The following is a 17,725-nucleotide window of genomic DNA, read 5'->3' as shown; positions in this document are numbered from 1 at the left end:
GTCGGCATGTCGGATCTGGATGCGGCGTTCGCCGCGCTCGGCGACCCGGTGCGGCGGGCCCTGGTGAGCCGGCTCGCCCACGGGGAGGCCACCGTGACCGAGCTGGCCGAGCCGTTCGAACTGACCCAGCAGGCGATCTCGCACCACGTCGGCGTGCTGCGGCGGTGCGGGCTGGTCGAGCAGCGGCGCGAGGGCACCCGGCGGCCGTGCCGGTTGCGGGCCGAGCAGCTGGCCCGGCTCGGCTCATGGATCGACGAGCAACGGCACACCTGGAACGACCGGCTCGACACCCTCGAGAAACACCTCGCGCCGTGATCCGGGGTGACGAGCTCATTGCCGTACGCCGCCTGGCCGCTCCGCCGTCGCGCGTGTGGGCGGCCTTCACCACGCCGGACGGCATCGCCGCGTTCTGGGGTGGCTCGCACGCCACCGTGCCCCCGGAATCGGTGACTGTGGACCTGCGCGCCGGCGGCGAGTTCGCCCTCGACACCGTCGGCCCTTCCGCACGCCGCCGCCTGCGTTTCGTGTATGTCAGCGTCACCGAGCCCTGCGAGCTGGTGTTCGACGAGCCGCTCACCGGCCTGCGCACCACCGTCACCCTGCGCCCCGACGGCGACGGCACCGACCTCACCGTTCATCAGCGGGGCCTCCCGCCCTCGCTGCGCACCGCCCAGGCGGACGCCGGGCTCGCGTCGATCCTCGAAGCCCTCGCCACCCACTTGGAGAAGCCATGACACCCCAGCAGAACCTGGTCGCCGACTACTTCGAAGGGTTCCGGTCGAGCGACCACCCGCGCATCCTCGCCACCCTGACCGACGACGTCGAATGGGTCATCCACGGCCACCGCACCACCCACGGCAAGGCCGAGTTCGACAGCGAGATCGAGAACCCGGCCTTCGAGGGCAGCCCGGCGCTCGACGTGCAGCGCGTCTACGAGGACGGCGCGGTCGTCGTCACCACCGGCGAGGGCCGCGGAGTCAGCGTCGGCCACGGCCCGTTCCGGTTCGCCTTCAACGACGTCTTCACCTTCCGCGACGGCCGGATCGCCCGCGTCGACTCCTACGTCGTTCCGCTGCCTTGACTCCGACCCTGCCTGGTGCCCTTCTGCCGGGCGCATCCACCTGCGCGGCCGGCCCGGGCGGGTTCCAGCGGTCCGGACGTGCTCCGTGAGCGTGCGGCTGCACCGGGTTTTCGGGCGCGACCACTCACTCAGGCCGCCCGGGTGGGTTTCGCGTTCTGGACGCGCCGGCGGCCTGCGAAACCCGCCCGGGCCCTCGGCGTGAGCGACGGTCCGAACCCACCACCCCGCTACGACATCCGGTTCTTGATCTTGACCTGTTACTTGCCGCGGAAGACCGGTTTGCGTTTGTCCAGGAACGACTGCAGCCCCTCGGCCGCGTCCTCGCCGGCGAGGACCTGCTGGACGGCCTCCCACTCGACAGCCATCGCGCCCTCCATGTCCAGCGGCGCGCCCTTCAGCATCGAGGTTTTGAGCAGGCCGATCGTGGCTGTGGGCTTGGCGGCCCAAGCGGCGGCACGTGCGGCGACCGCCTCGGCGAAACCCGCGTCGGGCAGGACCTCGTCGATGAGACCGAGCGACAGGGCCTCGGCGGCGGACAGGCGGCGGCCCTCGATCATCAGCAGTCTGGCGCGGTGCAGGCCGAGCAGGCGGGGCAATCGCTGACTGCCGCCCGCGCCGGGGAACAGGCCCAGTTGCATCTCGGGGAAGCCGACCGTGGCCGACTCGGCGGCCAGGCGCAGGTCGCAGGCGAGGGACAGTTCGGCGCCGCCGCCCAGGGTGTGGCCGTTGAGGGCGGCGATCACCGGTTTGGGGGCGAGTTCGAGCAGGCGCTGCACCTCGATCCAACGGCGCATGCGCACGTGGTTGGCGAGCGACAGGTCCCGCATCACCGCGATGTCGGCGCCGGCGATGAAGAAGCGGCCGACGCCGGTGAGCACGATGACGCGTACGGAGGGGTCGTCGGCCAGGGCGGGGACGACGGTCAGGAATTCCTCGATGAGAGCGGGGTTGACGGCGTTGGCGGGCGGGCGGTCGATCACCACGGTGGCGACCCCGGCCGCCACGTCGACGTTGAGGAAGGTCATCGGTGTCACTCCAGGACGGTCGGGTCGGCGGTGATGCCGAACTCGGTCAGGACGGCGTGGGTGTGCTCGCCCAGCAGCGGCGCCGGACGGTCGACCCGTGCCGGCGTACGGGAAAGCCTGAGGACGCTGCCCTCGTGCTTGACCTCGCCGGCGAGCGGGTGCCGCAGCACCGGATAGAAACCGCGCGCGGCCAGCTGGGGATCGAGATCGGTCAGGTCCTCGCCGTTGCTCACCACCGCGGCCGGGATGCCGTGCGACTGCAGCAGCTCCGCCGTCTCCGCGGCGCCCCGCGTGCGGGTCCAGGCGGCCAGCTCGGCGTCGATGCGATCCTCGTCGGCCTTGCGTTCGGCCAGGTCAAAACCGGTTTCCCGGACGCCGGTGAGCCGCGCGAGAGTCCGCCACTGCTCGTCGTCGAGCACCGCGACGGCGACCCACCGGTCCTCGCCCAGCGCCGGGTAGACGCCGTGCGGGCAGCGGTGGGCCAGCCGGTGCGGCCAGGCCGGCGTGGCCCCGGCCGGAACCGTGCCCAGCTGCTGCTCCAGCACGGCCGGCCCCATCGACGCGGCCATCGCCTCGAGCTGCGACAGGTCGACGAAACCGCCGCGCCTTTCCCGCAGCAGCGCCACGATCGCCAGCACGGCGGCGTTGGCGGCCACCATGTCGCCCAGCCCGAACGTGAGCCCCTGCGGGTCGCCGCCCGGGTCGGCCGTCTCGTGTGTGAGCCCGGACATCGCAGCCAGGGTGTCGGCGAACGTGACCGCGTTGCGCCACGGCCCGTCCTGCCCGACCCCGGACATCGACACCGTGATGACGCCAGGGTTCACCTTGCTCAGTGACTCGTGGTCGAGGCCCCACCTGGCCGTCGTGCCGGGGCTGTAGTTGTCGATGACGACATCGCACCGCGCGGCGAGCCGGCGGACGACGTCCTGGCCCTCGGGGGTGCGCATGTTCACGGCGATCGAGCGTTTGCCCCGGTTGAAGTTGAGGAAGTAGCCGCCGTCGTCGTGTGAGGCGCCGGGCCGCAGCCGCATCGAGGGCGCGAACCGGGTCGGGTCCTGCCGGTGTGCCGACTCCACCTTGATGACGTCGGCGCCGTGGTCGGCGAGCTGACGGGTCGCGTACGGGCCGGCAAGCACCCACGTCAGGTCGAGCACCCGCAACCCGGTCAGCGCCGGCTCACCCGTACGACCGGTCCGCCACGTCTTCGAACCCGGCTCGGAGGCGGGCAGCTTGACGGCGTAACCGACGTCGGTGAACCCGTCCACGTCGATGAAGAAGTCACGCGACCGCAGCTGCGGGTTCTCGGCGAGCTGGTCGGCCCGGCTCACCTCGGCCCACGGCAAGGCGCGCCGCCGTCCCTGCTCACCGAGCGTTCTCGCCGTACGCCGGGACGCGAACCGGGCCACGACCTCGTCCACGTGGGGGCGGGAGTTCCAGCGGTACACGGCGTCGGCGTACTTCTCGTCGGTCAGGTCCTCCGCCTCACCCGCCTCGGCCATCCACGCCAGCAGATCGGTCCACATGCGGTTGCTGCCCGAGTAGCCACCGGCGGCGTGCCCGTCGGCGGCCCGGAACACGCGGTGCGCGACATGGCCGTAGATTCCGCCCGTACGCCGGGGGAACGCGCCCCCGTGGATCCAGGCGATCGCGCCGGTCTCGAGCGTGGCCGCCACCGCTTCCTGCGCGGACACGTCGATCAGCTGGCCGGCGCCGTCCCGGTCCCTCGCGATCAGGCCCAGGCAGGCGCCGATCGCCGCGTGCGCGCCCGCGACCTGCAGCGCCGACTCGCGCGGCGGCGGTTTGGGCGGCCCGTCGGGGCGGCCGCCGAGCCAGGTCATGCCACCCGCGGACGCCGCGATCAGGTCGTCGGCCAGCCAGTCGCGGCGCGGGCCGGTCAGGCCGAACGAGGTCACCACGACGTGGACGAGGCCGGGCCAGCGGGACTCGCCGTCCTTGGTGAGGCCGCGCAGCTTGGCGACCGGGCCGCTCTCCACGATCACGTCGGCTTCGGCGGCCAGCGCGTCGAGGTCGCCGGTTGCCGCCGTTTTCGTGCCCGCGTACCAGTGCAGGGCGGCGGCTCGGTCGGCCGGGCCACTGCCGGGAACCCGTACGACGTCGGCGCCCAGTCCTATGAGGGCACGTATCGCTGCGGCGCCGAGCTCGTCGGTCAAGTCCAGGACTTTCACTGCGGATCCTTTCCAGTCGACGCCGTACGCCTCAGGTGCTCGAGGTCAGCGGCCGCGGCCACCACGGCCGGGTCGCGCAGGGCGGGTTTGCTGACTTTGCCGGAACCGTTGCGGGGCAACGACTCCAGGACGGTGATGTAGCGGGGCCAGGCGTGGCGGGGCAGGTTTTCGCGGCACCACGCGTGCACCCGCTCGGGGGTCAACCCGGCGGCGTGGGTGTGGTCCGGCGCCGCTTCGGGCGGGTGCGTCCGGACCGGCGTCGCGCCGGCCGCGCGTGTCTCTTCCGGTGTGGCGCCGGCTGCGTGTGTCTGGTCCGGCGTTCTGCCGGCTGCGTGTGTCTGTCCCGGTGTTGCTCCGGCTGCTGGGGCCACCGCGACGAGCAGGTCCTCCTCCGTGAACTCGGAGCTGACCCCTACCGCGGCTGCTTCCCGTACGCCGGGCATGGCGGCAACGGCCGACTCCACGTCCCACGCCGAGATGTTCTCGCCGCGGCGCCGGACAACGTCGGAGTGCCGACCGCAGAAGACCAGCCGCCCGCCCTCGTCGAACCGTCCCAGATCCCCGGTCGTGATCCACTCCGGCGGTTTGCCGGGCACCCCGGCGTAACCCAGGGTGCTGATGTGCCGGTGCCGGGGCCGGACCGTGATGCCACCCACCTCACCCGGCGGCACGGGCCTCCCGTCGGCGTCGCGCAGCGTGACCTCGTACTCGGGAAGCGGTTTTCCGGCCGTGCCCGGCGTGACGTCCCCGATGCGGTTGGAGGTGACGTCGCCGAGCTCGGTGCACGCGTACGCCTCGATCAGCTGGACGCCGAAGCGGGACCGGAACTGCTCCACCAGCCGGCGCGGGGCCGGACCACCGTAGGCCCGGGTGACCCGATGCCCACCGTCATCGTTCGCCGTACGCAGGAGGATCGCCGCGACCGCACCCATGAAGTTGAACGCGGTCACTCCCTCGTCCCGGCAGATGGTCCAGAAGGCCGACGCGGAGAACCGTGGCACTGCCAGCAGCCGTGCGCCGCTGACCAGAGCGGCGAGCAGGCCGGTGTGCCGGATGTTGACGTGGTTCCATGGGAAGGCGTTGTACAGAACGTCATCAGGGCCGTATCGCAGCGAGTCACTGACCCGCCGTGCGTGCCGCACCCCGGCGAAATGCGGCAGCAGCACACCCTTGGGCCGTCCGGTGGTGCCGGACGTGCTCAGCACGAGCGCGGGATCGCCCGGTTCCGGGAGACGGGGGAGCGGACCCTGGGGCAGGTCGTCGAGAGTGCCCGGACCGCCGCCGTCGTCCACCGTGTACACGACCTCGGCCAGGGTGGCCAGGGACGGGTTGGCGGCCAGCGCGGCAGTGCCGAGCAGCGCTATGGCAGCGCGCGGCTCGCCTCCGGTCCGCGCCCCGCCTCCGGGCGTGTCGAAAACGTTCGTGTCGCGTGTCCCGCCTCCGTGCTGCCGCCTGCCTTCGGACGTGACGAGGGTGTTCGTGACCAGGGCGTTCGTGCCGAATGGCCTGCCTCCGGGCGTGTCGAGGGCGACGGGGACCTCGACACGCCCGGCCCGGGCCACACCCGCGACGACTTGTGCGAGGGCGGCGCCGGGGCGCAGGCAGGTGAGCACCGGTGCTTGCGGGCCGAGCCCGAGCCGGGGCGAGGACAACTGCCGGGCGATCCGTTCCGCCCCGCCCAGCAGCTCACCGGCCGTGATGCTGCCCGCGCCCAGGAACGTCGCCACCACGGCGGCGGGGTCGTCCTCGGCACGGCGGGTCAGGACGTCGACCAGCGTCTCGGGCCGCCCGGTCACACCGGTCATCGGGCCAGGTTGACCCATACGCCCTTGGTCTCGGTGAACTCGTCCAGCGCGTACGTGCCCATCTCGCGGCCCCATCCGGACAGGCCGAACCCGCCCCACGGCGCGCCCGGGTCGATCAGCGGCAGCTGGTTGACGAAAACGGTGCCGGCGTGGATGCGGGCGGCCAGCCGGTGCGCCGACGTGAGGTCCTGCGTCCACAGCACCGCGGCCAGGCCGTAGTCGGTGTCGTTGGCCCGCGCGACGACCTCGTCCTCGTCCTCGTAGCTGAAGATCGACAGCACCGGGCCGAAGATCTCCTCACGGGCGATGGTCATGTCGTCCCGTACGCCGGAAAAGACGGTCGGGGTGAAGAAGTAGCCGTCGTCCAGGCCCGGCCCGGAGGCGCGCTTGCCGCCGGTGACCAGCTGGGCGCCCTGCTCGACGCCGCCGTCGACGTAGCCGGTGACCCGGTCGAGGTGTTCCTGCGAGACCAGCGGGCCCAGCACCGTGTCGAAGTCCAGCCCCGGCCCGATCTTGAGGGTCTGCGCGGCGGCCGCGATCTTCTCGGTGAACTCGTCGGCCCGCTCGGCGTCGACGTAGAACCGGGTGTACGCGCCGCACGCCTGCCCGGTGTTGAACAGCGCCCCCTGCAGGTTGCCGGCCACGGCCGCGTCGATGTCGGCGCCCCGGGTGATGATGCTCGGCGCCTTGCCGCCCAGCTCCAAGCTGACCCGCTTCAGGTCGGCCGCGGCCGCGCCGGCGATCTGCTGCCCCACCTCGGTCGACCCGGTGAACGAGATCTTGTTGACGCCGCGGTGCGCCACCAGCGCCTTGCCGGCCTCGGGCCCGCCGGTCAGCACGTTCACGACCCCGGCCGGGATGCCCGCCTCGAGGCACAGGGCGCCCAGCTTGAGCGTGCTCAGCGGGGTCTGCTCGGCCGGCTTCAGCACCACGGTGTTGCCGGTGGCCAGGGCCGGCGCCAGCTTCCACGCGGCGATCGCGAACGGGAAGTTCCACGGCGTGATCAGCCCGACCACCCCGAGCGGCTCGCGCCGCGTGTAGTGCAGCGTGTCCGGCACCGAAACCGACGACAGCTTGCCCTCGATCTTCGTGGCCCAGCCCGCGTAGTACCGGAACACCTGCGCCGCCAGCGTCACGTTGACGTTCGTGGTCAGCGCGATCGGCATGCCCTGGTCGCGTGTCTCCAGCTCGGCCAGCGCGGCGGCGTCCCGTTCGATCAGGTCGGCCACCTTCCAGAGCAGCCGCCCCCGCCCGTCCGGGCTCAGATCACGCCAGGCCGGATCCTCGAACGCGGCCCGAGCCGCGCCCACCGCGGCGTCCACGTCGGCGCTGCCCGCCTCGGCGAAGTCGGCCAGCTTCGTCCCGCCGGCTGGGTCGAAGGTCTCACTGACCTGCCCCGACGCCGCCGGAACCCACTCCCCGCCGATCAACAGCTGTTCCGCCACGGTGCCCTCCCTCACCGGCGGCACGCCCGCCGCGCCACCGAGGCCCCGAGCATCGAACGACCCCCGACCAGGGTCAACGCGATCGGACCGCCCACCGGACCGCTCGGATGGCCCACCCGGCGCGGGTTGGGCAGGGTGGCCGCATGGGAGCTGTGGTGATCACCGGTGGAACGAGCGGCATCGGCTTGGCGGTGGCTTCGGCCCTGATCGCCCGGGGCCGCCCAGTTGCCCTCCTGGGCCGCGACGCCGCCCGCTGCGAGGCCGCCCGGGTGGCCCTGACCTACAGCGCGCTACCCAGCAGCGGCGCGCTCCCAGCTCACGGCGTGCTCCCAGCTCACGGCGACGTGATCAGCGGCGTGCTGCCGGCTCGCGGCGACGTGATCAGCGGCGTGCTGCCGGCTCGCGGCGACGTGATCAACGGCGCGCTGCCGGCTCGCGGCGACGTGGCGGACGGCGTGCTCACCACCCGCGGCGACGCGGCCAAGGGGACGATCCCGGCTCGCGGCGACACGGCCGGCGGCAGCGTACTGGCCGTTCCGGGCGACACGACCGACCCCGAAGCCCTGTCCGCCCTGGTCAGCGAGGCCGAACGCCGCTGGGGTGCGGTCGACGGCCTGGTCACCGCCGCCGGGCGACTGGCCCGGGGCAGTCTGGAGACGCTCTCCGACGCCGACTTCCGAGCCGCCTGGGAAACCAACGTGCTCGGCACCTGGCAGGCCATCCGCGCCGTCGCCCCCGGCATGACCGCCCGCGGCCACGGCCGCATCGTCACGATCGGCTCGGTCCTCGGCTCCACCGGCGCCCCCGAACGCGCCGGCTACGCCGCCACCAAAGCCGCTGTCGCCGCCCTGACTCGTTCCCTGGCCCTGGAACTGGCCGGCACCGGCATAACGGTCAACTGCGTCGCCCCCGGCCCGATCCGCACCCCCATGAACGCCAACGATGCCGCCACCGACGCCGCCGCGCAGGCCGCTTTCACCGCCAAGGTGCCGCTCGCCCGCTGGGGCACGCCGGACGAGGTAGCCCACGCGGTGCTCTGCCTGCTGGACCCGGCCGGCAGCTTCACCACAGGCAGCACATGGCATGTGGACGGCGGCTACACCGCTCAGTAGCAGTTGAGCAACCCACGCCCAGAAGCCAGGGGCCCGCCCCAACCGGGGGACCCCCGCCCTCAGCCATTTTATCGGGCGCGGCTGATCTTTGCGGATGTTCGAGGGCCGTCCGGTGGACAACCCTCGAATGTGGAAAACGCGCACCGGCGGCCGATCTTGTGCTGGTGCGTCGGCGTCGGCCCACGAACGAGCGCGAGTGCTGCACAAGCGAGCGAATCGGGTATGCGGGCGCTGCGCAAAGGGGGCGGCTTGGGCCGGCGGACGGTTTTTGAAGCCGGGGCGGGTTCGGTCCTGGACGCTGCGCGAAGCGGGGCTTTGTTTACAGGCCCGCGCAAAGTGGGCCGTGATCTCGGCCATTGAGCCGGACACCGCGAGACCCGGCACATGGCAGAGGCCCCTTCCCCGCGTACGGGAAAAGGGGCCTTCGACCTGAGGTATCAGAAGATCAGGTTGAACTGGTTCCAGCCGGTGCCGATGGTGATGTTGGTGGAGGGGTCGATCCAGCTGCCCTTGCCGTTGCCTCGGTAGAGCTTGAGCTCGCCGGCGGCGTTGCGGCCGATGACGTCGGTGAAGCCGTCGCCGGTGAAGTCGCCGGGGGAGAAGATCTGGTTGAAGCTGTTGAAGCTGGTGCCGACGACGTCGGGGTCGGTGCCGTTGAGCCAGCCGCCCTTGCCGTTGCCGCGGTACAGGTGCAGTTCGCCCGCCGAGGTGCGGCCGATGACGTCGGTGAAGCCGTCGCCGGTGAAGTCGCCGGGCGAGAAGATCAGGGTGAACCTGTTCCAGCCCGAACCGATCTTGATGTTGGTGGAGCCGTCGATCCAGGCGCCCTTGCCGTCGCCGCGGTAGAGCAGCAGTTCGCCGGCCGCGTTCCGGGTGATCACGTCGGTGTGGCCGTCGCCGTTGAAGTCGCCCGGGGAGAAGACCGCTGTGAAGCTGTTCCAGCCGACGCCGATGGCGTTGGGCGAGCCGCCGTTGGACCAGCCGCCCCTGCCGTTGCCCCGGTACAGCTTCAGCTCGCCGGCGGCGTTGCGGGCGGCCACGTCGAGAACGCCGTCGCCGGTGAAGTCGCCGACCGGGAAGATGTGGTTGTAGGTCTGGAATCCGGTGCCGATCTGGATGTTGGTCGACGGGTCGATCCACGAGCCCTTGCCGTTGCCCCGGTAGTACTTGAGCTCGCCGGCCGGGTTGCGGGCGATCACGTCGGCCCAGCCGTCGCTGTTGAAGTCGTTGCGCCACGCGTCGAGCGGGTAGTCGACCGGCTCGAAACCCGGGTCGGTGATCTCGACCGGCTGGTCGGTGATGGTCAGGTCGTCGATGAGGCCGCGGAATCCGCCCGCGTTGCGCGGCTGGTCGTAGCCGACGACGACCGTGGTGATCTGCCTGTCGCGGAGGCTGCCGAGCGGCACGACCACCTGGTTCCAGCGGTCCGCGACGATCTTGCTGCACTGCTGGGCGGGGTGGACGCGGGTGCCGCGCTGGTCGGTCAGGCCCGAGTCGCGCAGCGTGCTGCCGTCGCTGAACACCAGGTCGATCGAGACGCAGGTGCTGTTGCGGGTCTTCACCTCGGGACGGGTGGCCGTGCTCTGTGGCCGGATCCAGTATGACAGCGTCGTCGACGGCTTGACCGCGATCCGGCTCACGGTCATCGACTTGAGATACGCGTACGAGGTGAGGGTGTTGACGTCGGCGCCGGAGTAGACGAGCGCCGACGTCCCCGTGTGACCGGCCCCGGACGCCACCGCAACCGTGGGCGTGGTGACGCCGTCGATGCTGCCGCTGACCGGGGTGGTCGGCTGCACGTCGGCCGTCTCGAACCCGGTCGCCAGGTCGAGGTCGAACTGCCCTGCCCGGACGAAGTCGTTGAGCTCTGCCGGTGTGCCGGCCAGCGCCTTGGCCGCCCACCAGGCCAGGTTGTTGTCGCCGTTGGTGGTGGCGGCCGCCTTGATCTGCAGGGCGAGGGCCCGGTCGGCCTGGTGGGCACGCTCGAGCGCGATCGCGATGTCACGGTCCTTGGCGGCGTGGACACCGGTCTCGATGAACGCCTTCCACACGGCCGGGTCGAGGCTGCGCGCGGCGGCGACGGCTGCGGCCTGCACCTCGGTGCCGTCGGCGGCGAAGTTCCACACCTCGGTGACGAAGTCGCGGTCGGGCAGGCCGAGCAGCTGGTCGGTGACCGTCATGCCGATGCGGTTGGCGGCCAGCTTCTTGGCCGCGCGGGCCCGTTCCGCCGCTTTCTCGGCCTCGGTCTTGGCGTCGTCCGCGGCGATCCGGTCGTCGACGTCCTGCCGGGCGGCGTCGGCCATCCCGGTCGCGATGAAGACGCGGCGGTCCTCGTCGCTGCCGTCACGGGCGGCACGGGCGGCCGCCTTGACCTTGGGCCACTTGGCGTCGTCGACGAGCCTTTCCCAGATCAGCCGTACGAAGTCCGCGTCGCTCCCGTTGAGCAGGGCGGCGTCGGCGACCACGTCGATGCCGGCCGCGGCCGCGCTGCGGGCCAGGTCGCTCTGCCGCTTCGCCTCGGCCTCCTGCCGCTCGCGGGCGACGTCCCGGTCGAAAGCGGCGAACACCCCGGTGACGATGAAGTCGTATGCGGCAGCGCTCTCCACGTCCTCCGAGAAGGCCAGCTCGGCGGCGGCACGCACTTCGAGGTGGTCGCTGTCGGTCTTGACGTGGTTCCAGATCGCGATGACGAAGTCACGGTCGGTCTTCTCGATCAGGGCGAAGTCGTCGCCCCGGCCGAACTTGATCGCCACGGCGAGTTTCTGCTCGTACGTGGCCTGGCTCGCGGCCTGCGTCGCGGTCACGGGCCGGGGCGCGGCCTGCGCCACGGCCGGCGTAACGACCAGGAAGGTCGCCACGATCCCGGCGGCGAGAAGTCTTTTGGGCAGCATGAAGTCGGTGTTCCCCCGTGTGAAGTTCGATCGAAATCGATTCGGGGGAGAGGGTAACGGATCGACTGCCGTGAGGATGCCCCGCGCGCATCGCCCGTGTCTCACCGCTTCGAACGCTCGCGCCGGACCCGGTTTTCCGCGTGTCGAGGCCGGTGACGAACGGGGTGCCGACGCCCGGTCCGCCGGGAAGGCGAGCCCGGGTCAGACAGTCAGGCCGGCCGTCACGATCGCGTCGGCGACATCCGGCCGCGTTACGCCCGGGCGTCGTAGCCGGTGATGAAGGGGGTGTCGACGCCGAGTTCGCCGACCTTGCGGGCTCCTCCGGGGGAACCGAGGGGAGCGGAACGGCCGGGCAGGGTGACGGTGAAGAAGGTCTTCTGGTCCTCAGCGAACTGGGTGCGGCCGGCGTCGCCGCGGGCTTTGCGGTCCACGAAGATGGCCTCGACCGGGCATTCGACCTCGCAGGCGCCGCAGTCGATGCACTCGGCCGGGTTGATGTAGCTTTTGCGGTCGCCGACGTAGATGCAGTCGACGGGGCAGACGTCCATGCAGGCGCGGTCGTTGACGTCGACGCAGTCCTGGCCGATCACGTACGGCATGTCAGGCCCCTTCGGTGGAGTGGCTGGGGGGAAGAGCGGCTTCGGTGGAGTGGCTGGGGGAAAGAGCGGCTTCGGTGGAGTGGCCGGGGAAAAGGGCGGCCTCGGGGTCGAGTTCGACCGCGGCGTTGTTCACCGCGGTGGCGACCTCGCCGAAACCGACGGACATCAGCCGCACCTTGCCGGGGTATTCGGTGACGTCGCCCGCGGCGTAGACGGCGGGGACGTTGGTGCGCATGCGCTGGTCGACCACGATGGTGCGGCCGGACAGTTCCAGTCCCCAGCCGGCCAGCGGGCCCAGGTCCGAGATGAAACCCAGCGCGGCGATGACGCTGTCGGCCCGCAGCAGGGAGTCGCCGACCCGTACGTGGGAAAGCCGGCCGTCGCCGATGAGCTCGGTCACCTCGCAGTTGGTGCGGAACACGACCCCGGCCCGCTCGGCCTCGGTGATGGAGGCGGCGTGGGCGCGGAACCGGGCCCGCCGGTGCACGACGGTGACCGAGCGGGCCAGCGGGACGAGCGCGTTGGCCCAGTCGATCGCGCTGTCGCCGCCGCCGACCACCACGACGTCGCGGCCGGTGTGGGCGCTCAGGTCGGGCACGAAGTACGACAGGCCCCGGCCCAGGAACTCCTCGCCGGCCGGCAGCGCCCGCGGGGTGAAGGTGCCGATGCCCGCGGTCAGCACCACCGCGCCCGCGTCGACGATCGTGCCGTCGGAGAGCGTCAGCTGCGGCCGGCCGGCCTCGCGGCCCAGCCCCACCGCCTGCCGTTCCAGCAGGTAGCGGGTGCCGAAGGCGTCGGCCTGGGCGGCCAGCCCGTCGACCAGCTCACGGCCGGTGACCGCGGGCAGGCCCGCCACGTCCCGCACGACCTTCTCCGGGTAGAGCGCGGCGATCTGGCCGCCGGCCTGGGGCAGCGCGTCGACCAGGACGGTGCTCAGGCCGCGGAAGCCGGCGCAGAACGCGCCGTAGAGGCCGGTCGGGCCGGCCCCGACGATGACCAGATCCGTGTGGATCGTCGTGGGTGTCATGCCAGGAACGTAGGAACCCGCGGGCCGCCTGCCGACCCGGGCGGACCGGTGAGCGGAACGCGTTCCGGTGGGCGGACTCCCGGGCTGGGGCCGGGGCCGGAACGGTGATTCGCTCCACCCATCGCAAGCACGATGGGAGTCTGACCATGGTCGCAGAAAGCACGCCGGCCCCGCGGGCCGACCGCCCCCGGCGCCCCTCGCGGCGCGGCCGGCTGCCCGGGCGGCAGGACTGGTCGAGCTGGCCGCACTACCAGCAGGCGGCGGCCGGGTTCCGCGGCTACTGGTACCCGGTGGCGTTCTCGTCGCGGATCACGAACAAGCCCACCGCTGTCACGCTGCTCGGTGAGCGGATCATGGTGATGCGGGACCGCGGGACCGTGTACGCCCTCAAGGACCGTTGCCCGCACCGCGGTGTCCCGCTGAGCTACGGCAACCAGCAGTTCCCGGGCACGGTGAGCTGCGTCTACCACGGCTGGACGTTCGACCTGAGGACCGGCGACCTGGCCGCTGCCATCACGGACGGGCCGAACTCGCCGATCTGCGGCAAGGTCACCCAGCCCACGTTCGAGACCGCCGAGCGCCTTGGCATGGTGTGGCTGTTCGTCGGCGACGGTGAGGACGCCCCGCCGATCGACGAGCAGCTGCCCGAGGAGCTGGTCGGCAACGCGGCTGTCGTCGGCGCCCGGATCCAGCCCCGCGAGGGCAACTGGCGGTTCGCGGCCGAGAACGGCTACGACGAGGGACACGCGAAGTACCTGCACCGTACGGCGTTGTGGCGGCTCTTCAAGGCGATGCCGGTGCACAACGACACGCGCATCGTCAAGCGCGGCCGCTGGATCTACCGCGTGCAGGACAACCAGTACTGGGAGGCCGACTTCCCCGGCCTGGGCAGGTGGAGCGGCAAGGCCTGGTACAAGGTCGACCCCACTCGCCACGACAAGAACAAGGTCAACCGCAACATCGGGAACACCGGCGGCGCCGCCAAGGTCAACGAGGTCATCGCCGCACAGGACTTCCCGGGCTTCGCGTCGATCTCGATGCCGGGTGTGCTGCGCATCGCGTACCCGGGGTTCATCCACTACGAGTTCTACGTGCCGGTGGACGCGGACAACCACCTGTACGTCGGCGTGATGGTCAACTTCGCCCGGGGTGTGGCCACGCTGCCGTTCTACGCCAAGTACCTGGGCGCGATCCGGTGGCTGTTCCACGGCCAGTTCTCCGGCCAGGACAAGTGGATGGTCGAGGTCACCGACGCCCCGCCGGAGCGCCTCTACCGCCCCGACGAGTCGCTGCTGCAGTGGCGCAAACTGGCCGAGGACGTCACCGAGGAGCGGGTCGGGCGGCTCAAGGAACAGGGCATCACCGCCGAGGACGGCAAGCCGGAGGTGACCCGCTGATGGGGATCGTCCTGGGCGTCGGCGCCTCGCACTCGACGCTGATGAACACCCACTGGGACAGGGTGGCCGGCGTCGGCCGGGCCGAACGGTTCCGCGACGCGCTCGGCGCCGCTCGCGACGCGATCGCCGAGGCGCGGCCGGACAACGTCGTCATCATCGGCTCCAACCATTTCCGCGGGTTCTGGCTCGACCTGATCCCGTCGTTCACGCTCGGGGTGGACGAGGTGATCGCCGCCGGTGAGAGCGGCACCCCCAAGGGCCCGCAGAAGCCGGACCCGGCGTTCGCGCAGGCGCTCGCGGAGCAGCTGGTCGAGCGCGGCACCGAGGTCGCGATCAGCGCGCGGATGACGATCGACCACGGGCAGAGCCACGCCGTGCAGTACCTGCTGCGCGACCTCGACGTGCCGGTCACCCCGCTGGTGGTCAACGTGTTCGCCACCCCGCTGCCGACCGTCAAGCGCTGCGTCGAGCTGGGCGGCAACATCGCCCGCGCCCTCGAGAACAGCGACCGGCGGGTCGTGGTCGTCGCCTCGGGCGGGCTCAGCCACCAGTTGCCCTGGCCCAGCCGCTGGCAGGACCCGGACGGCGACGACGAGGAGTTCCTGGTCGAGGCGTGGCGCAACGGCCGCGGCGAATGGGAGAAGTACGACAAGCGCCGCCGCGAGATCATCGTCGGCGCGCGGCCCACGCTGTTCCCCGAGTTCGACGAGGCGTTCCTGGGCCGGCTCGACCGCGGCGAGCTGAGGCACTACGCCGACTGGACGACCGCGCGGATCGGGGAGGAGGCCGGCAACGGCGGTCAGGAGATCCGCACCTGGCTGACCATGGCGGCGGCGCTCGGGTTCGCGCCCGGGGAGACCCTGGCCTACAGCCCGATGCCGGAGTGGCTGACCGGGATGGGCGTCGGGGTGATCCGTCCCGGCAGCGCGGCCGCCGGCGAGCTCGGCGCGGAGCGTGTCCGGTGAGCGAGCTGCTCACCGAGGTGCTGCGCCGCATCACCCCCGAGCGGCTGCGCGCGGCGGCGCAGGCGATCACCAGCATCCCCAGCCCGACCGGCAAAGAGGCCCCCCTGGCCGAGTGGCTGTCGGCGGAAATGTCTGAAATAAACGGACAGGTCCTGCGAATCGACAAGGATCAAGCCAATGCCGTGGGCCGCGTGAGAAGCCGGCGAACCGGCCGAGACCTCATGCTCTACGCCCCCATCGACACGCTGACCACGGGCGAGGAAGAAGAGGACGTCCCGTGGATCGGCCGCGAGCTGCGCCCCGACATGCGTCCGGAGGCGACAACGAACGGAGACCTCGTACAGGGATTGGGGGCCGGCAACCCCAAGGGTCACGCCGCCTGCGTCTTGGTGGTCGGACAGGCGTACGGGGAAGCGGTTGAGGCGACAATGGCGCAGCCCAAGGGTGATCTGGTGCTGGCCTTCGGCGCCGGCGGCATGCCCACCGACGCGATCGACCCGACGGGACGGCAGAACACCGGCCACGGCGTCGGGGCGTCGTTCCTGCTCGAGCGCGGCTGGTACACCGACCACGCGATCATCGCCAAACCCGGCGACTTCGTGGCCCACGACGAGGTCGGGCTCTGCTGGTTCGAGCTGACGGTCAAAGGCCTTCACACGTACGCCGGAAGCCGCCACCGTCTCCCGTACTCCAACCCGATCGTCACCGCCGCCGAGGTGATCACGCGCCTGGAACGCTGGCTCGAGGACTTCCCGGCCCGGCATCGCACCGCCACCGCGGCCCCCCAGGGCATCGTCGGCTCGGTCGCCGGCGGTTGGGAACGCCTGCTCGCCGTGACCCCGGCCCTGTGCAGGATTCGGCTGGACATCCGGCTCGCGCCAGGTCAAGAGCCTTTGGCCGTACGCCGTGAGCTCGCGGAATTCGTGCGCGGAGTGGCCGGGGAACTCGGCGCCGAGATCGGCTGCGAGCTGGTCAACCACATCCCCGCCTCGGCGACCGACCCCGGAGCGTGGGTGATCACCGAGACGATCCGCGCGTGGGAGGCGGCGTCGGGCCGGCCGCACACGCCGATCCCCGGCAACAGCGGCGCCACCGACGCCAACATCCTGCGTGCCCGCGGCATCCCCACCGCGCGGGTCGGCATGCCGAAGGCGCCCCTGCCCGGCATCGACTTCGCGCTCGGCATGAACACCGTGCAGGTGACCGAGATGCTGCGGCTCAGCGAGATCCTGGCCCGCGTCGCGGTCGCGAACTCCGAGGAGGAACGATGAGCAAGGCGCCCGGCGGCAAGTACGCCGACGGCTACTACTACCTGGACATGGGTTCGGGCCTCGACACCGTGTTCCTGCACGGCGGCGGCCCGGGGTGCACCGGGTGGAGCGACTTCGGCCCGGTGGCGGAGCTCTTCGCGGCCGACCGGCGGGTCGTGATCCCCGACATCCTGCAGTACGGCCGCTCCGACAAGGTGCGCATCACCGGCCCGATGTGGGACTTCCACGCCGCCGGCCAGGTCAAGCTGCTGGACACGCTGGGAATCGAGCGGGCCGACTTCGTCTGCAACTCGTGGGGCGGCACGATCGCGCTCAACCTGGCCGCCAAGTACCCCGGCCGCGTACGGTCCCTGGTGATCACGGGCAGCATGCCGGTCTTCTACGGCCCGCTCGCGCCGCTGCCGGAGAACGGCCACCGCGGGCGTACGGCCCGGGACGTCTACTACGGCGGCGAGGGCCCGACCCGCGAGAAGATGCGGCAGCTCATCACCCGTCTGGAATGGTTCGACGGCAGCAAGCTCCCCGATTCCACGCTCGACATGCGCTACGAGCAGAGCCTCGACGAGGGGGAACGCGCGCTGGCGGCGATGTCGGACTCGCCCCGCGGCGACTGGCAGGACCTCACCGCCGAGCTGGGGCGGATCCAGGCGCCGACGCTGTTCATGTGGGGCCGCGAGGACGCGTTCCTCACCCCTGACTACCCGATGATGCTGGCCCGCATGGTGCCCAACGGCAACCTGCACGTGATGGACCACGTGTCGCACCACCTGCAGGAGGAACAGCCCGAGCGCTACCACGCGATCGTGGCCGCTTTCCTGGCCGACTGCGCCCGCCGAGACAAGGACAACTGACCATGAAGACCCTGTTCACGCTGATCGGCGTAGCCCTGCTCGTGGTGGCCGGCCGCGAACTGGCCAAGCG

At 71.5% G+C, this 17,725-nt stretch carries 15 protein-coding genes; 8 read left to right on the top strand and 7 right to left on the bottom strand.

Features of this window, described 5'->3' with window-relative positions; genetic code table 11:
- The first annotated feature begins 6 nt into the window (after positions 1-6).
- From C8E87_RS05135 to C8E87_RS05125, 3 genes are read left to right on the top strand one after another with little or no spacing between them, the layout of a single operon-like run.
- Positions 7-315, top strand: coding sequence for an ArsR/SmtB family transcription factor (locus C8E87_RS05135; protein ID WP_133872017.1), 309 nt, complete (start codon positions 7-9; stop codon positions 313-315).
- Entirely contained in the window at positions 312-734 is a 423-nt protein-coding gene (locus tag C8E87_RS05130) for an SRPBCC family protein (RefSeq protein ID WP_239080258.1), read from the top strand. The genes C8E87_RS05135 and C8E87_RS05130 overlap by 4 nt, the downstream gene beginning before the upstream one ends.
- Positions 731-1,081 carry a nuclear transport factor 2 family protein gene (locus C8E87_RS05125; RefSeq protein ID WP_133872015.1) on the top strand — a complete coding sequence of 117 codons (351 nt, stop codon included), beginning with the start codon at positions 731-733 and terminating at the stop codon, positions 1,079-1,081. The genes C8E87_RS05130 and C8E87_RS05125 overlap by 4 nt, the downstream gene beginning before the upstream one ends.
- A 257-nt stretch (positions 1,082-1,338) precedes the next feature.
- On the opposite strand, the gene C8E87_RS05120 is transcribed toward C8E87_RS05125, so the two are convergent.
- From C8E87_RS05120 to C8E87_RS05105, 4 genes are read right to left on the bottom strand one after another with little or no spacing between them, the layout of a single operon-like run.
- Entirely contained in the window at positions 1,339-2,106 is a 768-nt protein-coding gene (locus C8E87_RS05120) for an enoyl-CoA hydratase/isomerase family protein (RefSeq protein WP_133876631.1), read from the bottom strand.
- 5 nt (positions 2,107-2,111) lie between these two features.
- Positions 2,112-4,292 (bottom strand): CaiB/BaiF CoA-transferase family protein, encoded by a 2,181-nt coding sequence (locus C8E87_RS05115; protein WP_133872014.1) that lies wholly within the window; start codon positions 4,290-4,292, stop codon positions 2,112-2,114.
- Entirely contained in the window at positions 4,289-6,097 is a 1,809-nt protein-coding gene (locus C8E87_RS05110; protein WP_166661090.1) for a class I adenylate-forming enzyme family protein, read from the bottom strand. Before C8E87_RS05110 ends, C8E87_RS05115 begins: the two co-directional genes overlap by 4 nt.
- Positions 6,094-7,542, bottom strand: coding sequence for an aldehyde dehydrogenase family protein (locus tag C8E87_RS05105; protein ID WP_133872012.1), 1,449 nt, complete (start codon positions 7,540-7,542; stop codon positions 6,094-6,096). Before C8E87_RS05105 ends, C8E87_RS05110 begins: the two co-directional genes overlap by 4 nt.
- 143 nt (positions 7,543-7,685) lie before the next feature.
- On the opposite strand from C8E87_RS05105, the gene C8E87_RS05100 reads away from it, so the two are divergent.
- Positions 7,686-8,654: an SDR family NAD(P)-dependent oxidoreductase gene (locus C8E87_RS05100; RefSeq protein ID WP_166661089.1), complete on the top strand. Its 969-nt coding sequence runs from the start codon at positions 7,686-7,688 to the stop codon at positions 8,652-8,654.
- Between the two features lie 437 nt (positions 8,655-9,091).
- Here C8E87_RS05100 and C8E87_RS05095 read toward each other — a convergent pair whose 3' ends face one another.
- From C8E87_RS05095 to C8E87_RS05085, 3 genes are all read right to left on the bottom strand, one after another.
- Entirely contained in the window at positions 9,092-11,545 is a 2,454-nt protein-coding gene (locus tag C8E87_RS05095; protein WP_133872010.1) for an FG-GAP-like repeat-containing protein, read from the bottom strand.
- A 251-nt stretch (positions 11,546-11,796) separates the two neighbouring features.
- Positions 11,797-12,144 carry a ferredoxin gene (gene fdxA / locus C8E87_RS05090; protein ID WP_133872009.1) on the bottom strand — a complete coding sequence of 116 codons (348 nt, stop codon included), beginning with the start codon at positions 12,142-12,144 and terminating at the stop codon, positions 11,797-11,799.
- Between the two features lies 1 nt (position 12,145).
- Positions 12,146-13,171, bottom strand: coding sequence for an NAD(P)/FAD-dependent oxidoreductase (locus C8E87_RS05085; protein WP_133872008.1), 1,026 nt, complete (start codon positions 13,169-13,171; stop codon positions 12,146-12,148).
- A 146-nt stretch (positions 13,172-13,317) separates the two neighbouring features.
- Here C8E87_RS05085 and C8E87_RS05080 point away from each other — a divergent pair, with 146 nt between their 5' ends.
- Genes C8E87_RS05080 through C8E87_RS05065 form a run of 4 tightly spaced genes read left to right on the top strand, consistent with a single transcriptional unit; the run spans position 13,318 to position 17,655 of the window.
- The gene (locus tag C8E87_RS05080; RefSeq protein ID WP_133872007.1) at positions 13,318-14,568 is read left to right on the top strand and encodes a Rieske 2Fe-2S domain-containing protein; all 1,251 of its coding nucleotides are present in this window, start codon (positions 13,318-13,320) and stop codon (positions 14,566-14,568) included.
- The gene (locus tag C8E87_RS05075; protein WP_203720677.1) at positions 14,568-15,533 is read left to right on the top strand and encodes a DODA-type extradiol aromatic ring-opening family dioxygenase; all 966 of its coding nucleotides are present in this window, start codon (positions 14,568-14,570) and stop codon (positions 15,531-15,533) included. The genes C8E87_RS05080 and C8E87_RS05075 overlap by 1 nt, the downstream gene beginning before the upstream one ends.
- Positions 15,530-16,804: a M20 family metallopeptidase gene (locus C8E87_RS05070; protein ID WP_133872006.1), complete on the top strand. Its 1,275-nt coding sequence runs from the start codon at positions 15,530-15,532 to the stop codon at positions 16,802-16,804. The genes C8E87_RS05075 and C8E87_RS05070 overlap by 4 nt, the downstream gene beginning before the upstream one ends.
- A complete protein-coding gene (locus C8E87_RS05065) occupies positions 16,801-17,655 on the top strand; it encodes an alpha/beta fold hydrolase (RefSeq protein WP_133872005.1) in 855 nt (284 codons plus the stop codon). The genes C8E87_RS05070 and C8E87_RS05065 overlap by 4 nt, the downstream gene beginning before the upstream one ends.
- Positions 17,656-17,725 lie beyond the last annotated feature (70 nt).

The sequence above is a fragment of the Paractinoplanes brasiliensis genome, from assembly GCF_004362215.1.
Taxonomy (GTDB): domain Bacteria; phylum Actinomycetota; class Actinomycetes; order Mycobacteriales; family Micromonosporaceae; genus Actinoplanes; species Actinoplanes brasiliensis.
This window is presented reverse-complemented; position numbering and strand designations above follow the sequence as displayed.

Bases quoted from the DNA above. Each gene is read 5' to 3' on its own strand.
- C8E87_RS05085 (WP_133872008.1), bottom strand. From the start codon at position 13,171: ATGACACCCACGACGATCCACACGGATCTGGTCATCGTCGGGGCCGGC.
- C8E87_RS05065 (WP_133872005.1), top strand. From the start codon at position 16,801: ATGAGCAAGGCGCCCGGCGGCAAGTACGCCGACGGCTACTACTACCTG.
- C8E87_RS05120 (WP_133876631.1), bottom strand. From the start codon at position 2,106: ATGACCTTCCTCAACGTCGACGTGGCGGCCGGGGTCGCCACCGTGGTG.
- C8E87_RS05080 (WP_133872007.1), top strand. From the start codon at position 13,318: ATGGTCGCAGAAAGCACGCCGGCCCCGCGGGCCGACCGCCCCCGGCGC.
- C8E87_RS05110 (WP_166661090.1), bottom strand. From the start codon at position 6,097: ATGACCGGTGTGACCGGGCGGCCCGAGACGCTGGTCGACGTCCTGACC.
- C8E87_RS05095 (WP_133872010.1), bottom strand. From the start codon at position 11,545: ATGCTGCCCAAAAGACTTCTCGCCGCCGGGATCGTGGCGACCTTCCTG.
- C8E87_RS05075 (WP_203720677.1), top strand. From the start codon at position 14,568: ATGGGGATCGTCCTGGGCGTCGGCGCCTCGCACTCGACGCTGATGAAC.
- C8E87_RS05135 (WP_133872017.1), top strand. From the start codon at position 7: ATGTCGGATCTGGATGCGGCGTTCGCCGCGCTCGGCGACCCGGTGCGG.
- C8E87_RS05125 (WP_133872015.1), top strand. From the start codon at position 731: ATGACACCCCAGCAGAACCTGGTCGCCGACTACTTCGAAGGGTTCCGG.
- C8E87_RS05100 (WP_166661089.1), top strand. From the start codon at position 7,686: ATGGGAGCTGTGGTGATCACCGGTGGAACGAGCGGCATCGGCTTGGCG.
- fdxA (WP_133872009.1), bottom strand. From the start codon at position 12,144: ATGCCGTACGTGATCGGCCAGGACTGCGTCGACGTCAACGACCGCGCC.